The sequence below is a fragment of the Brucella tritici genome (assembly GCF_008932285.1).
Lineage (GTDB): Bacteria > Pseudomonadota > Alphaproteobacteria > Rhizobiales > Rhizobiaceae > Brucella > Brucella tritici.
In genome coordinates this window covers 1,083,331-1,096,912 of sequence record NZ_WBVY01000001.1, presented here as the reverse complement: position 1 = coordinate 1,096,912, position 13,582 = coordinate 1,083,331, and the positions used below count along the sequence as shown (strand labels likewise).

Genomic DNA, 13,582 nt, shown 5'->3' with positions numbered 1-13,582 from the left:
CAAAATCGGGCTGATCTCGTTCCTGAAGGAACACCGACGCCTATACTACGCTTCATGAACCGCCGTATACGGAACCGTACGTACGGTGGTGTGGGAGGAGGGCCTAAAATGCCCTCCTACCCGATTCACGCCTGCAAGTTCAATTGCCAGGAAACCCCGTATTTGTCCTTGATCCAGGCGAAAAGCTTGCTGAAACCGTAATTGTCCAGCGGCATCAGCGTCTCGCCGCCTTCCGAAAGCTTTTCAAAAACGCTGGTCAGGCTTTCCGCATCGTGGAAATCGACGAACAGCGATATGGACGGGTTGAAATCGAACTGATGCGGAATGGGGCTGTCGATGACGATCAGCCGGTGTTCGGCGAAGGTTACGCGTGCAATCTGCACCTTGCCGGGACTGCCGCTCGCTTCGTCATAGGTTTTGATCGACTCAATCAGGAAGTCGGGAAAGACCGAACGATATGTTTCCAGAGCTGCGCCTGCACTGCCCTGAAACATGAGATGGGTGCAAACCTGTGTCATGCCGAAAGCCTAACACGGTCCCGACAGTTCCGGCAATCGGGCTGTTTATAGCAGGGCGCTAAGATGCTAACGCATCACGCCCTGAGAATGCTCAATCGCCGCACGGGCTTAACCAAGTCTTGATGATTCAAACTCAACGAGACTTGGTATTAAAGGTTCTTTTTCGTAATTCGCCTCTCGATGCGCGCGGCGACGAAGCGGGCGATGGCAGGGCCTGCCAGAAGTACGATGAAGAACCGGCTCGTCTGCATCGCGATGATGAAGGGCAGATCGACATTGCTTGATGCTGCGATGATCGCAACCGTATCGGCGCCGCCGGGACTGGTGGCAAGATAGGCGGTCAGCGGGTCGAGGCCCAGCACGTGACCGAGCGCCATGCCGAACAGTCCACATACGGCAATCAGGAGCAGCGTGGATGTGAGCACTGCTGGAAAAGCACGCGCCGCATGAGCGATGATGGCGCGTGAGAAGCCGAGGCCAATACGCCAGCCGATAAGCAGGTAGCTGACCGCGAGCAGCCATGGTGGCAGGTCGATGGTGATGAAACCTGTGTCCTGGAGCAATGCGCCCAATATCAGCGGTACGAGCATGGCGCCGGTCGGGATGCGGAGGATTTCTCCAAGGAACGAGCCTCCGACGATCAGGAGCAATGTCGGTCCAAGGGTGGGCCAGTCGATGGGCGGAAACCAGACGATCTCGACAGGCGCAACAGTCTCCACGCCTGTGCTTAGGCGCAGGACGAGCGAAGCGGCTGTGGCGACCAGCACGACACGAAGATATTGCATGAAGGCGACGAGACGAGCATCTGCTCCATGAGCTTCTGCCATCAGCGTCATTGCGGTGGCAGCACCTGGCGACGATCCCCACACAGCAGTTGTTCCTGGCAAAATGCGAAACCGCGCGAGCAGGTAGCCGATAAAAGTGCTGGTAAACAGCACATAGCCGACGGACAGCAGGATGACAGGCAGATGCTGCCCCATGCTGGTGAAAAACTCAGCGGTGATCGAGCGGGCAATGAGGCAGCCGACGACACCTTGTGCTCCAAGCGACAGCCAGCGATGAACCCGTAAGGTGCTTTCGCCAGCAGCCATCAGGATCGCACCGAGCATCGCGCCCAGAAGCATGGCGGCGGGTAGCTGCAACTCTTCCCCTGCGAAAATCAGAATGGCGGAAAACACAGCCAGCAAGACCCACTGGACTGGTCTGGCTCTGTTCTTGAAGCTGAATTTGCTTGGGGTCGAATTCGGCCCGGAAGGGGAGGTTTTCTGCATTGCCCTTCCTCACTACATCTGGCGAGAGAGCTATGCAAATCCGATTTTATTCAAGAAACATTGATTTCTAAATATCAATATACTGAGGAAAATGAGGTGTTTGCAGCAAACGGCAGGACGCTGCTTTTCGACAAAAGCAGCGTCTTGAATTTCCGTAAGGCCGCTTCGATCAGCCGATCATGGCGCGGCGCTGGTTGACAGGGCGCTCGATCACTTCCCGCGGGGCCTTGCCGCCGTCGCGTTCTTCGAGCGCTTCGGCTTTCGTCAGTTCGGTTTCCGCAGCCGACAATTCGGCTTCGGCTGCTTCCTTCTGGGACATCAGGTCGCGAATCGATACGAAGAGATTGTCACGCCGCTGGCGTGCCGCCTTGGCGAAGGTCGGATAAGCGAAATGATTGATGTCAGTGATGCCAGCTTTTTTCTCTTCCGATAGAATCTGGGCGTCGAGTTCTCCGGCCATCCGTTCGAACTCCCCGATCATCAGGTCGAGCTGGCCCAGCTGACGGCGTTTTTCCTTCACCTGGAACAGTTTCAGCCTGACTAGGCTTTCACGTGGCTTCATACGCAATACTCCTTGAACACCAACCAGCTTTCATGTGTTGGGGCGTTCCCCCCGACTTTATTAACAGGTGTAAACAGGCAAAACGCGCCTGGTTCACCCCCGAATCTCCTTGCAAATTCAGCCCCCTAAAGGGGAAATCATCGCAGCCGCTTTTCCGAAATGGCTCAACAAGCGAAACAAAAAGTTAAGAATTCGCTCGTTTGGTAACCATTCCTTTACCGGCGAAGTTAATCATACGCGTTAGGACTTAAGGCTCGGTAAACCTCGTGTGGTTTTTCGGCAACAGGCGAAAGCTAGAGTCAGATGAATCGCTTAGCGAAGATTCTTAATGCGATGCTTTAGAGTCATCAGGAAGAGAATATCTTTATGATTCAGGCGCATAAGAGAATTTTCTAAACAGGACAGAAATATGCTTGCCAAGCAGAATCATATTTTGTTAACCATTTGCTGGCACCTTCATGCAAAGGCAACGATAGTTCCGTGTGCTGCCGTGAGGGACATCGGGTCGGCTGCGGAAAGGGGATAAGAGATGCGCGTCCTTTTGATTGAAGACGACAGTGCTATCGCACAGAGCATCGAGTTGATGCTTAAGTCCGAGAGTTTCAATGTCTACACGACCGATCTGGGCGAAGAAGGCATCGACCTCGGCAAGCTATATGATTACGACATCATCCTGCTGGACTTGAACCTGCCGGATATGTCTGGTTACGAAGTTCTTCGCACCTTGCGTCTGTCCAAGGTGAAGACGCCGATCCTTATCCTTTCCGGCATGGCCGGTATCGAGGACAAGGTTCGCGGTCTGGGCTTCGGCGCCGATGACTACATGACCAAGCCGTTCCACAAGGACGAGCTGATCGCACGTATTCATGCGATTGTGCGCCGTTCGAAGGGACATGCTCAGTCGGTCATCACGACGGGCGACCTGGTGGTCAATCTGGATGCGAAGACGGTCGAAGTTTCCGGCCAGCGCGTTCACCTGACCGGCAAGGAATACCAGATGCTGGAGCTTCTTTCGCTCCGCAAGGGTACGACGCTCACCAAGGAAATGTTCCTCAACCATCTCTATGGTGGCATGGACGAACCGGAACTGAAGATCATCGACGTCTTCATCTGCAAGCTGCGCAAGAAGCTTGATGCTGTTTCCGGTAGCCAGAGCTATATCGAGACGGTCTGGGGTCGCGGCTATGTGCTGCGTGAGCCGGATGCTGAAATGCGTGAAAGCGCCTGATCGACAACAGGCTTCGAAATGTAAAAAGCTCCGCTTCGGCGGAGCTTTTGCTTTTTGAAATGGTTATTTCCGGATTTAGGCGGACAGAATGCCTGCAAACTGTTCGGTGAGATAGGCGCGATCAAATGGCTTCAGAATATAGCCATTGGCGCCTGCACGCTTCGCCCGCATGATGCGGGTCACATCGAGTTCATAAAGACACAGGATGATGCGGGGGCGGTCGCCACCCGGCATGGCGCGCAGTTCGGTCACGACCTCCAGTGCCGTCATATCCGGAAGGTCATAGTCGAGCAGCACGACGTCTGGCATGCGCGAAAAACAGGTTTCGAGCGCTTCCCGGCCGGTTGAGGTCTCGGCAAATTCTGCGATAGTTTCGGACAGGATGCGGCGCGCGACTTTGCGAATGACGGAGGAATCGTCGACCAGCAGGCAATAGCCTGTCATTGGTTCATTCGCCATGCAGTTCCCCTCCACAAATGCGCGCTGGCTGTCACGCCTTCGACGAATATCTTCAGACGCATATCCTGACCGGAAATGCATTGCCTGACTGATAGAGGGTTTTATTGCTGTTTGCCAGTATGAGCGCGGGTCAGCCCCGCGCTCCGGGCCGCTTATTCAGCAGAAAATACGATGTCTTCTGCCGTGGCGTGGATGGAAATCTTCATGCCTGCTTCTTCGGCCAGAAGCAGGGTGTAGTAAGGCTGGACGGAATGGGCGTCGATCGGCTCTTCCGGGGTAGCGCCTGAATGAAGCTCAAGGAACTTCGGCGGAACACGCAGCATGCGGCCCTTCACAGTGATGACGAAGCGCGGTTCGGTATCTCCACCTTCAAGGCGCACGGCCAGCGAGCCGCCACGCGGTATGGCAGCATTGGCGATCAGAAGCATGTTCAGAAGCAGCTTGACCTTGTTTTTGGGCAGAAGGACACGCGTGCCTTCCCAGGTGAATTCCGGCTTTTCGTTCTTGAAATATTCAGTAGCAACGTTCTGTGCATCGCCTGTGTCAATCTGCACGCCGGCCGAGCCTGCGGCGCCGAAAGCGATGCGGGCAAATTGAAGACGGGCCGAGGCGTTACGTGCGCTCGACTTGATGAGCGCCATCGCGTCCTCGTCTGCTCCGCCTTCTTCCAGCAGTTCCAGGCCGTTATTGATCGCGCCAACCGGCGAAATGATGTCATGACAGATCCTGCTGCACAGAAGCGCACCGAGGTCGAGCGCAGAAAGGGTAACGGGCATTGGCATGGCGTTTTCTCCGGAACGCGGATCGATCCTGCTCGTCCCAGCGTGTTGGATGAGCAGACCGTTGTCGGTTAACGAAACAGCCCGCAAAGCCAGAGTTTGCGCGCTGCATGAAGGTGGGCGAATCGCCCGGAATATCGATTTAACTGGATACACGGGCCATCGGACCGCCGCAACAAAGCTCTCTTTTCGATCCATGCGACCCCGGCATTCCCTCACATCAGTGTGAAAAAGACCGGAAATTGCATGCCTTCGTAAAGCCAATTTCGATACTTAAAGGTTTGGACAATAAATTCGGGTCTAAAATAGGCACGATTCGACCAAAATGTCCGGAAGAGACGTGGTCTGGCTTTTAACAGGGCCGTCAGACAGAGGAGCGGAGAGCCAAAAGGAATTTTACATGGCCATACAATCCCTGTCGCAAATCAGGTTCCGCAATGCGGCGTGCTTCGTTGCGTTTTTTGCGGCGCTGTTTGTTTCTTTCATCGCTCTGCCAAGTCAGGCCAGAGCACAGAACACATACACAGCCGAGGAAATCGTCGAATCTGGTCACAGGTTCTTCGGGTCAACTTCGGGCGGTATCGCAAGCGCGGTCGAGAAGGCGTTCCAGAGTTTTGGTCTGCCTAACGGCTATATTCTTGGTGAAGAAGGTTCCGGCGCTTTCATCGGCGGCCTGACCTATGGCGAAGGTACGCTCTATACCAAGAATGCAGGCGACCATAAGACTTATTGGCAAGGCCCTTCGCTTGGCTGGGATTTCGGCGGGCAGGGTTCTCGCGTGATGATGCTCGTCTATAATCTCGACGACATCCAGAACCTTTACGGCCGTTATGCCGGTGTTGCTGGTTCTGCCTATGTCATTGCGGGCGTCGGCTTCAATGTCCTGAAACGCGAGAACATCATGCTGGTGCCGATCCGCACCGGTGTAGGCGCGAGGCTCGGCGTGAATATCGGTTATCTGAAGCTTTCCGCTGCGCCGACGTGGAATCCGTTTTAGGGATTAGTTGCGCAAGGGTGTCTTTTCAGCCGGAGATTGTTTTTGCTGGCTGGAAAGACGGTCGACTGCGCACTATGAATAGTCAATGCTTGTCTGAAACCGTTCGGGCCCGTTTGAAACCGTGATCCAGTCCGCTCTCTTTTTCATATTCGGCGTTCTTGTGACGGTTTTCGTCGTGGTTCTGCTCGGCCCTTCGGTCTGGCGACGCGCCTTTTTTCTGGCGCGCCGGCAGGTTCAGGCGGAGTTGCCGATAACGCTGGCCGAGATACGTGCGGACCGGGACGGGTTGCGCGCCGAACACGCCGTTGCGGTTAGCCGGCAGGAACAACTGCTGAAGCTCGAACGTCACAAGAATGCGGAACAGAAGGTGACGCTCGCCCGGCAATATGAAGAACTGAAGCGTATTCCGCTCCTCGAAGGAAGCCAGGCAGATATTGAGAAGCAACTGGCGGAGCACGAGCGGGCAACCAAAGATGCTGAGACAGCGCGCGACACGGCGCTGGAAAAGGCGGAAATCCTCCAGGCGGAACTGGAACGGATGCAGAGCCACTACAGTGCGCTTGAGGGATTGGCCGATACTTTGCGTATCGAGATAAGTGGAAGCGAGACGGAATATAGCCGTCTGACAAACGAGATGACCGAAATGCGTCGAGATCGCAAGGAAGCCGCAGCGCGTTACAACGAAGTTTCGACCCAGTTGACCTCTGCGCAGACGGAGTTGAAGAGCGAAAAGCGGCGCAATGGAGAACTGCAGCAGAAGCTTGAGAAGCTGATATCCGAGCTTTCCGATGCGCAGGAAAAAATCGAGCGCTATAGCCGTAAGAATGCTGGCGCGAACGAAAATCCCGAGCTGGCCGAGATCGAACGCGAGAATGCAGCGCTTCGTGAAGAAATGGCCGTGCTTGCCGCCCGCATGGTGGCAGCGACCGCTGAAAAAGAAGGACCGGAATCTCCGATCCATTCAATTCTTGAGGCGGCAGAAAAATCCAACGCTGGAAAAGACAAGAAGACCGGCTCCAAAAGTCTGGCGCGACGCATTCGCGACTTGCAATAGAGCATTTCCAGTTTAAGTCGAATCGTTGGAAATGCTCTATCTCTTTGCCTTTACGCATGTCTTTATCCCATCGTAGTGGGAGCAGAAATCAGTCTGGTGGACTGATTTCTCCGCGAAAGCGGTTCCCAATTTTGGGAGACATGCTTGAGTTCAGCAATTATTCCTTGCCGAAAACATCTGACCAGTCCGGGTGACGCATCGCCTGAGCGTGCATGAAACTGCAGCGCGGGATGATTTTCCATCCGCTGCGCCGCGCGTCCAGAACGGCATTCTTGGCAAGCGCCTGCGCGACGCCTTTGCCACGCATCGTATCCGGCACGAAAGTGTGGTCGATGGAAATGAGGGAGGGGCCAAGCTTCGTATAGGTCATTTCGGCTTCGTTTCCGTCAAGAACAGCCGCATAACGTCCGCCGTCGGAGCTGTCTTCCTTGCGAATCTCGATAGTCCCGCTCATGCCATCCTCCTGAACAACTACGCGCTTTCATCAACGCATCAAGTTCACAACATAGGAATGGAATGTGCAAATAAAAACCGGCCACGTGGGCCGGTTTTCGATTTGTCGATTCACGACCGGTTGCGGAAAATATTGTTCCGCAGCGGCCATGATCCCCGTCCTTCCAAAACCTGTCCCGGTTTTGGCGAGACAGGTCCTAGTGACGATATTGCTGTATTCTGGTGGTCCTGAGGCCGGCGAGACCATGCTCATCGATTGAGGATTGCCAGGAAAGGAATTCCTCCACCGTCAATGTATAACGCTGGCATGCCTCCTCAAGGCTCAAAAGTCCGCCCCGCACTGCGGCAACGACTTCAGCCTTGCGGCGGATGACCCAGCGCCGTGTATTGGCGGGGGGGAGGTCCGCGATGGTCAGCGGGCTGCCATCAGGACCGATAACATATTTTATACGCGGTCTTACCAGATCGGTCATTGTACTCTCTACACAACACTCAAGGACCTAATCGAGTGTGAGACTAACCCGACAGCTTTAAAAATTACCTAAACAGCTGGTAACTATCTGGTAAGACTTGGAAAAATTTTCGTTTTCGCCCTATTACCGGCTTTTTTGCGGTATATGACCGGAAAACCTCACGGGGAAGTGTGCATTGCCTGTCGCAATCTGGACAATGATTGTTCCCGGACCCTTGGCAAATTGCCGCACTTTAGCCTATATAGGGCGCAGAAACCTAAATTTTGAGAAGCAGGGCACTTGCCCGGAAGCTGGAATCAATCATGAGCCTGAACAGCCTCGATCTGCCGGGAAAGCCGGAAGACACGCGCGTTGTCGTCGCCATGTCGGGCGGCGTCGATTCATCTGTTGTGGCCGGGATTCTCAAACGTGAAGGTTACGATGTCGTTGGCGTGACGCTGCAGCTTTATGATCATGGTGCAGCCGTTCATCGCGCCGGTTCCTGCTGCGCGGGACAGGACATCGAAGATGCCCGCCGCGTTTCGGAAAGTCTCGGTATTCCGCATTATGTTCTCGATTACGAAGCACGCTTCCGTGAAGCCGTGATCGACCCATTTGCGAATTCCTATGTCAGCGGCGAAACGCCGATTCCATGCGTTTCTTGCAATCAGACGGTAAAGTTTGCCGATCTTCTGCAGACCGCGCGCGATCTTGGCGCCGATGCGCTGGCAACGGGACATTATATCCGTAGCCGTGCCAATGGTGCGCACCGTGCGCTTTATCGTCCGGTCGATACGGATCGTGACCAGAGCTATTTCCTGTTTGCGACCACGCAGGAGCAGATCGATTATCTGCGCTTTCCGCTTGGACATCTGCCGAAGGCGCAGGTGCGTGAAATTGCAGAGGAAATGGGCCTCACTGTTGCCAAGAAGCAGGACAGCCAGGACATCTGCTTCGTGCCGCAGGGCAAATATTCCGACATTATCTCCAAGCTGAAGCCGGAAGCGGCCAACCCCGGTGATATTGTCCATATCGACGGTCGTACACTTGGCCGCCACGATGGCATCGTGCACTACACGGTCGGCCAGCGCCGCGGTATTGGCGTTGCCACGGGTGAACCGCTTTATGTCGTGCATCTCGATGCCGCCAATGCGCGGGTCATCGTCGGTCCGCGTGAAGCGCTGGAAACGCACAAAGTCTTCCTGCGTGACATCAATTGGCTGGGTGATGCGCCGATCAACGATCTGCCTGAAGGCGGCATGGAAGTGTTCGCGAAGGTGCGTTCGACCCGGCCGCCACGCCCTGCCGTGTTGCGCCATGCCGATGGCCAGACCTGGGTTGAGCTGGTTGATGGCGAAAGTGGTATCGCTCCGGGACAGGCCTGCGTGCTTTATTCCGATGAAAGCAACACCGCACGCGTCTTTGGCGGCGGGTTCATCGGTCGGTCCGAGCGGGAGCCGCAGGCGGAAGAAATGCTGCGCCGACTGGTCGCCAATACGGCGAATGCCTCAGCGGCCTGAAAAATCAGTCTTTCTTGCAACGAAAAACCTCCGGCTTCAAACCGGAGGTTTTTTATTTTTGGCGTCCGAATGCGATGTTCTTACGAGAATTTGCTGAACCGGGACAGAGCTATGCCCGACGCAGTTGCGACATTCAGGCTGTCGAACGCAGTGGACATGGGGATACGCGCCGTCTGCAGCTTTGCGAGCAGGCGAGGCGGCAATCCTTCCCCTTCTGTTCCAAGCAGGAGTGCCTGTCGATCGAACTTGGCCGCATCATAAATGCCGAGCGAGGATGACGGGCTGAGCGCGAGCAGATTAAAGTTGGCATCGCCAAGCGCGGCGATGATCTCATCGATATTTCCACCGTGGAAATAGGGAACCTTCAGCGTGGCGCCAACCGATACGCGGATGGCCTTGCGATAAAGCGGGTCGCAACAGGTTTCGTCCATCAGCACGCAATCGGCTTCGAAAGCGGCTGCGTTGCGAAAAATAGAGCCGACATTGTCGTGATTGGAAATGCCGCACAAAACAACAACGAGCGATTTCGCGGGCAGGGCAGCCAGCATCGTCTCAAGGCTCGGCTGTGTCTTGCGACGGCCCACCGCGAGAACGCCGCGATGGACATGAAATCCGGCGACCATATCCATGACAGTCTGCGGGACGGAATAGACAGGAACATCTGGCGGCAATTGGCTGAGTTGTTCACTCAGGCCCGCAAGCCGGTTTTCCAGAACAAGTAGGGATTCGGTCTCAAAGCGTGCCGAGGATGAAAACAGGACGTTCAGAACCACTTTGCCCTCAGCGATAAAACGCTGCTGGCGTCCCACGAGATCTTTTTCGCGAATGCTGCGATAGGGAGAGAGGCGGATGTCGTCCGGATCGTCAATCTGCTGGACGCAGCCGTGCGAATGAGAATTTTCGTTCATCGCACGGCTGTGACCTCATGATGTTATGCGTGAGCGACGGCCGCCAGACTGTGTCTGCGCGGTGTTGGACTCATATACAGACTCGAGAGTGTCGACAACATCAACTCGATATGCGGCGAAGAAACCATATAGTAGATGGTCTGCGCGTCGCGACGGGTTGAAACGAGATCAAGAGCTCGTAGTTTTGCCAGGTGCTGAGACAAGGCAGATTGGCTAAGGTCAATCGCCTTGGCAAGTGCACCTACCGACATTTCATTATGAAGCAACTTACATAAAATTAGTAATCGCTTATTGTTAGCAAGCGCCGATAGGAAATCGGCAGCCTGATCTACGTTTTCAATTAAATCAAAGAAAGTATTTTCGTTGCTCATTTGCCGTCATACCCCCGTAAGACTGGACAAAGTTAAAAATATACATGCGAATTTTCATAAGCATGCATATTCAAAATAAGGCTATATGCTGAATTTGAAAAGCCCTTGCTTATATTCAATTCAGTATAAAGACGTGCAATTTCGTCCCAAAAAAAATGCGGTTTTGTTTCAGGGGTTTTATTTTACCGTTTGGTCAGTGCTGTAACAGCTTCCCCCACGGAATCAGGGCTCTTTGGAAACATATGACGCAAAACGATATCGCCGCTGGCGATGTCGACACCGTCGGGGTCCAACCCTATCACTTTCCATTGGTCTTTAATAGCGCTGCTTTTCGCAAGCTGCTGTGCAATTCGGGCAATTTCCGACGTGTGTTGGTCGTTGAACTCATCAAGCGCGCTTTGTTCACCTTCGGCAAAGACCGCACTGGTCGAAGCTGCACACAGCAGGTCGACTGGCGTCAGGTTGAATGCCTTGCCGAAGCCGCCATTGAGGCTGGCGCTTTCCAGTTCGAGCCGGAAAAAGACAAAGTCTCCGAGGTCCACATAAAGCGAACCCTTCGGATTGTGATTGAGGTAGCGTCGCCGAATGCGGGGGTAGTCAACGGATGCTCTCTCAATTTTCCGGGCCTGACAATGCAGTGTGACACGCGCATGGGCGAGGGGGTCTCCCTTGCCGACCTCGCCAAGCAGCAGCGAGCAAGCCGGGTTTGCCAGCAGCCCCGGCGTGTGTGCCGCCAGTCCGGAAACAAGAATGAGAGGTGTTCCGTCCATATCCGTCGCCACGGAGACGCGGCTTGCCAGTGGTCTGCCGGTCGCTGCGTCGAAAACGGCGATGGCGCCGTAGCGCGATGCCCGCAGCAGGGTCTTGGCAAGCTGGATGGCTTCGGGCGTGGTTGGACGAATTGGATTGGTTTCTGGCATGACGGCGGACTCAAATATGACTAATACGGTCCACTTAATAATGCACCTTTGCCGATAGGGCTAGCGAATTCGGCGGAGCAATCGTGTCAAAAGGTCAAAATTGCGAGCAATTTCCGATTGATCGGGCGCATCGGCGCCGCGTCTGAGTCGGTGATGCAGAAGTTGCATTATCCCATGCAAAATGCGTGCGAATAATATTATAAATTGGAGAGCTTTAGCGCAATATTCCGAAATTATAATGATCTTTAGAATAAAAATCTAACGATTGGGGCCAAATTCGGTTGAGAATGTGAACTGGTTCTAAAAATTGCGCTTGCAAAGTGGCGGTCCACACGTTTCGATAAGCGCAAGCTGCGGGCAATGGGGTGCACGCGGCATGCTTTTCCGTGGAGGCGGACAATAATGAAATTCTACCAAAAACTCCTGGCAGCAACCGCGCTGGTGGCTCTGATGAGCGGTGCTGCATCGGCAAAGACCTTTGTGTATTGCTCGCCGGCTTCGCCTGAAGGTTTCGATCCTGCTGCCTATACCGGTGGTGACACGTTCGACGCCTCGGCTCATCCGGTCTACAACCGCCTTGCCGAATTCGAAAACGGAACGACGAAAGTTGTACCGGGTCTCGCAGAAAGCTGGGAAGTTACCGCTGACGGTCTGGAATACACTTTCCATCTGCGCAAGGGCGTCAAGTTCCATTCGAACGACTATTTCACGCCGACCCGCGATTTCAACGCAGACGACGTGATCTTCTCGTTTGATCGCATGCGCAACAAGGACAATCCTTGGCACCAGTACACCGCTGGCATCACCTACGAATATTTCGACAGCATGGAAATGGGTGCGCTGATCAAGGACATCACCAAGGTTGACGATTATACCGTCAAGTTTGTGCTGAACCGTCCAGAAGCGCCGTTCCTCGCAAATATCTCGATGCCTTTCGCTTCGATCATTTCGAAGGAATATACGGACAAGCTTGCCGCCGACGGCAAGAAGGACGATCTGAACCAGATTCCGGTCGGCACCGGTCCGTTCCAGTTCGTCGCCTACCAGAAGGACGCCGTTGTTCGCTTCAAGGCCAACGAAAACTATTGGGGTGGCAAGCCGAAGATCGACGATCTCGTCTTCGCAATCACGACCGATCCTGCTGTTCGCGCGCAGAAGCTCAAGGCTGGCGAATGCCACCTGATGTCCTATCCTGCTCCGGCAGACATCAAGGGTCTTCAGGCTGATTCCAACCTCAAGGTTGACGAACAGGCCGGCCTCAACGTGGCTTACTTCGCGTACAACACGCTGAAGGCACCTTATGACAAGCCGGAAGTTCGCAAGGCGCTGAACCAGGCTGTCAACAAGCAGGCTATCGTCGATGCCGTGTTCCAGGGGCAGGGCCAGGTTGCAAAGAACCCGATCCCGCCAACAATGTGGGGCTATAACGACAAGGTCGAGGACGACAAGTACGATCCGGAAGCTGCCAAGAAGGCTCTCGAGGCCGCTGGCGTCAAGGATCTGAAGATGAAGCTGTGGGCCATGCCTGTCAGCCGTCCGTACATGCCGAACGCACGTCGTACTGCTGAACTCATGCAGGCCGATCTGGCCAAGGTTGGCGTCAGCGCCGAAATCGTTTCGATGGAATGGGGTGAATACCTCAAGAAGTCGTCCGACAAGGATCGTGACGGTTCCGTTATCCTCGGCTGGACCGGTGACAACGGTGATCCGGACAACTTCCTGGGCACGCTTCTCGGCTGCGCTGGCGTTGGCAACAACAACCGCGCCCAGTGGTGCTACAAGCCGTTCGAAGACCTGATCCAGAAGGCCAAGGTCTCGACCAGCCAGGAAGAACGCGCCAAGCTCTATGAAGAAGCACAGGTGGTCTTCAAGGAGCAGGCTCCTTGGAATACGCTTGCTCACTCGACGGTCTTTGTGCCGATGTCGGCCAAGGTTACCGGCTTCAAGCAGAGCCCGCTCGGCGACTATCGCTTCGAAGAAGTTGATATTGCCGAGTAAAATCTGACAACACGAGTGTGGTGGATTTGAGGTTCCTATTCTTTGCGTGACAAGCGCGGTCAGGAGCCTCAAATCTGTAAACCACACTCGAT

15 protein-coding genes are annotated in these 13,582 nt (G+C 54.6%); 5 read left to right on the top strand and 10 right to left on the bottom strand.

The genetic code is table 11. From position 1 onward, the window contains the following. Nucleotides 1-125 precede the first annotated feature (125 nt). From F9K94_RS05430 to F9K94_RS05420, 3 genes are all read right to left on the bottom strand, one after another. Nucleotides 126-518, bottom strand: coding sequence for a VOC family protein (locus F9K94_RS05430; protein WP_061345861.1), 393 nt, complete (start codon nt 516-518; stop codon nt 126-128). 149 nt (nt 519-667) lie between these two features. Then, nucleotides 668-1,789 carry an AbrB family transcriptional regulator gene (locus tag F9K94_RS05425; protein WP_151644056.1) on the bottom strand — a complete coding sequence of 374 codons (1,122 nt, stop codon included), beginning with the start codon at nt 1,787-1,789 and terminating at the stop codon, nt 668-670. Between the two features lie 169 nt (nt 1,790-1,958). Further along, complete coding sequence (locus F9K94_RS05420; protein WP_006472627.1) at nt 1,959-2,351, bottom strand: hypothetical protein; 393 nt, start codon at nt 2,349-2,351, stop codon at nt 1,959-1,961. 529 nt (nt 2,352-2,880) lie between these two features. Between F9K94_RS05420 and ctrA the strand changes: the two genes are divergently transcribed. After that, the gene (gene ctrA / locus F9K94_RS05415; RefSeq protein WP_010659553.1) at nt 2,881-3,579 is read left to right on the top strand and encodes a response regulator transcription factor CtrA; all 699 of its coding nucleotides are present in this window, start codon (nt 2,881-2,883) and stop codon (nt 3,577-3,579) included. A 75-nt stretch (nt 3,580-3,654) separates the two neighbouring features. Here the strand turns inward: ctrA and F9K94_RS05410 are convergent, their stop codons facing one another. After that, nucleotides 3,655-4,038 carry a response regulator gene (locus F9K94_RS05410; RefSeq protein ID WP_151644054.1) on the bottom strand — a complete coding sequence of 128 codons (384 nt, stop codon included), beginning with the start codon at nt 4,036-4,038 and terminating at the stop codon, nt 3,655-3,657. Nucleotides 4,039-4,190: 152 nt separating this feature from the next. Beyond that, nucleotides 4,191-4,820, bottom strand: coding sequence for a histidine phosphotransferase ChpT (gene chpT, locus F9K94_RS05405; protein ID WP_109987275.1), 630 nt, complete (start codon nt 4,818-4,820; stop codon nt 4,191-4,193). A 397-nt stretch (nt 4,821-5,217) separates the two neighbouring features. Between chpT and F9K94_RS05400 the strand changes: the two genes are divergently transcribed. Beyond that, entirely contained in the window at nt 5,218-5,814 is a 597-nt protein-coding gene (locus F9K94_RS05400; protein WP_061345866.1) for a DUF1134 domain-containing protein, read from the top strand. A 145-nt stretch (nt 5,815-5,959) separates the two neighbouring features. Next, nucleotides 5,960-6,868 carry a coiled-coil domain-containing protein gene (locus tag F9K94_RS05395; protein ID WP_192799448.1) on the top strand — a complete coding sequence of 303 codons (909 nt, stop codon included), beginning with the start codon at nt 5,960-5,962 and terminating at the stop codon, nt 6,866-6,868. 157 nt (nt 6,869-7,025) lie between these two features. On the opposite strand, the gene F9K94_RS05390 is transcribed toward F9K94_RS05395, so the two are convergent. Both F9K94_RS05390 and sciP read right to left on the bottom strand, forming a co-directional pair. Next, nucleotides 7,026-7,322, bottom strand: coding sequence for a GNAT family N-acetyltransferase (locus tag F9K94_RS05390; RefSeq protein WP_061345868.1), 297 nt, complete (start codon nt 7,320-7,322; stop codon nt 7,026-7,028). 196 nt (nt 7,323-7,518) lie between these two features. Continuing rightward, nucleotides 7,519-7,794, bottom strand: a complete 276-nt coding sequence (gene sciP / locus F9K94_RS05385; protein ID WP_002964694.1) for a CtrA inhibitor SciP — start codon at nt 7,792-7,794, stop codon at nt 7,519-7,521. Nucleotides 7,795-8,096: 302 nt separating this feature from the next. Here sciP and mnmA point away from each other — a divergent pair, with 302 nt between their 5' ends. Next, nucleotides 8,097-9,293, top strand: a complete 1,197-nt coding sequence (gene mnmA / locus F9K94_RS05380; protein WP_192799440.1) for a tRNA 2-thiouridine(34) synthase MnmA — start codon at nt 8,097-8,099, stop codon at nt 9,291-9,293. A gap of 80 nt (nt 9,294-9,373) precedes the next feature. Here the strand turns inward: mnmA and F9K94_RS05375 are convergent, their stop codons facing one another. From F9K94_RS05375 to F9K94_RS05365, 3 genes are all read right to left on the bottom strand, one after another. Then, nucleotides 9,374-10,201: a TrmH family RNA methyltransferase gene (locus F9K94_RS05375; RefSeq protein WP_151644050.1), complete on the bottom strand. Its 828-nt coding sequence runs from the start codon at nt 10,199-10,201 to the stop codon at nt 9,374-9,376. Between the two features lie 23 nt (nt 10,202-10,224). Continuing rightward, nucleotides 10,225-10,572, bottom strand: coding sequence for an ArsR/SmtB family transcription factor (locus F9K94_RS05370; RefSeq protein WP_061345870.1), 348 nt, complete (start codon nt 10,570-10,572; stop codon nt 10,225-10,227). Nucleotides 10,573-10,754: 182 nt separating this feature from the next. Continuing rightward, on the bottom strand, nt 10,755-11,492 hold the full coding sequence (locus F9K94_RS05365) for a HugZ family pyridoxamine 5'-phosphate oxidase (RefSeq protein ID WP_151644048.1): 738 nt from the start codon (nt 11,490-11,492) through the stop codon (nt 10,755-10,757). Between the two features lie 402 nt (nt 11,493-11,894). On the opposite strand from F9K94_RS05365, the gene F9K94_RS05360 reads away from it, so the two are divergent. Further along, on the top strand, nt 11,895-13,490 hold the full coding sequence (locus tag F9K94_RS05360; protein ID WP_151644046.1) for an ABC transporter substrate-binding protein: 1,596 nt from the start codon (nt 11,895-11,897) through the stop codon (nt 13,488-13,490). Nucleotides 13,491-13,582 lie beyond the last annotated feature (92 nt).

Coding starts and splice junctions, on each gene's coding strand:
- F9K94_RS05365 (WP_151644048.1), bottom strand. CDS start 11,492: ATGCCAGAAACCAATCCAATTCGTCCAACCACGCCCGAAGCCATCCAG.
- F9K94_RS05400 (WP_061345866.1), top strand. CDS start 5,218: ATGGCCATACAATCCCTGTCGCAAATCAGGTTCCGCAATGCGGCGTGC.
- F9K94_RS05370 (WP_061345870.1), bottom strand. CDS start 10,572: ATGAGCAACGAAAATACTTTCTTTGATTTAATTGAAAACGTAGATCAG.
- ctrA (WP_010659553.1), top strand. CDS start 2,881: ATGCGCGTCCTTTTGATTGAAGACGACAGTGCTATCGCACAGAGCATC.
- sciP (WP_002964694.1), bottom strand. CDS start 7,794: ATGACCGATCTGGTAAGACCGCGTATAAAATATGTTATCGGTCCTGAT.
- F9K94_RS05430 (WP_061345861.1), bottom strand. CDS start 518: ATGACACAGGTTTGCACCCATCTCATGTTTCAGGGCAGTGCAGGCGCA.
- chpT (WP_109987275.1), bottom strand. CDS start 4,820: ATGCCAATGCCCGTTACCCTTTCTGCGCTCGACCTCGGTGCGCTTCTG.
- F9K94_RS05420 (WP_006472627.1), bottom strand. CDS start 2,351: ATGAAGCCACGTGAAAGCCTAGTCAGGCTGAAACTGTTCCAGGTGAAG.
- mnmA (WP_192799440.1), top strand. CDS start 8,097: ATGAGCCTGAACAGCCTCGATCTGCCGGGAAAGCCGGAAGACACGCGC.
- F9K94_RS05375 (WP_151644050.1), bottom strand. CDS start 10,201: ATGAACGAAAATTCTCATTCGCACGGCTGCGTCCAGCAGATTGACGAT.
- F9K94_RS05425 (WP_151644056.1), bottom strand. CDS start 1,789: ATGCAGAAAACCTCCCCTTCCGGGCCGAATTCGACCCCAAGCAAATTC.
- F9K94_RS05360 (WP_151644046.1), top strand. CDS start 11,895: ATGAAATTCTACCAAAAACTCCTGGCAGCAACCGCGCTGGTGGCTCTG.
- F9K94_RS05390 (WP_061345868.1), bottom strand. CDS start 7,322: ATGAGCGGGACTATCGAGATTCGCAAGGAAGACAGCTCCGACGGCGGA.
- F9K94_RS05410 (WP_151644054.1), bottom strand. CDS start 4,038: ATGGCGAATGAACCAATGACAGGCTATTGCCTGCTGGTCGACGATTCC.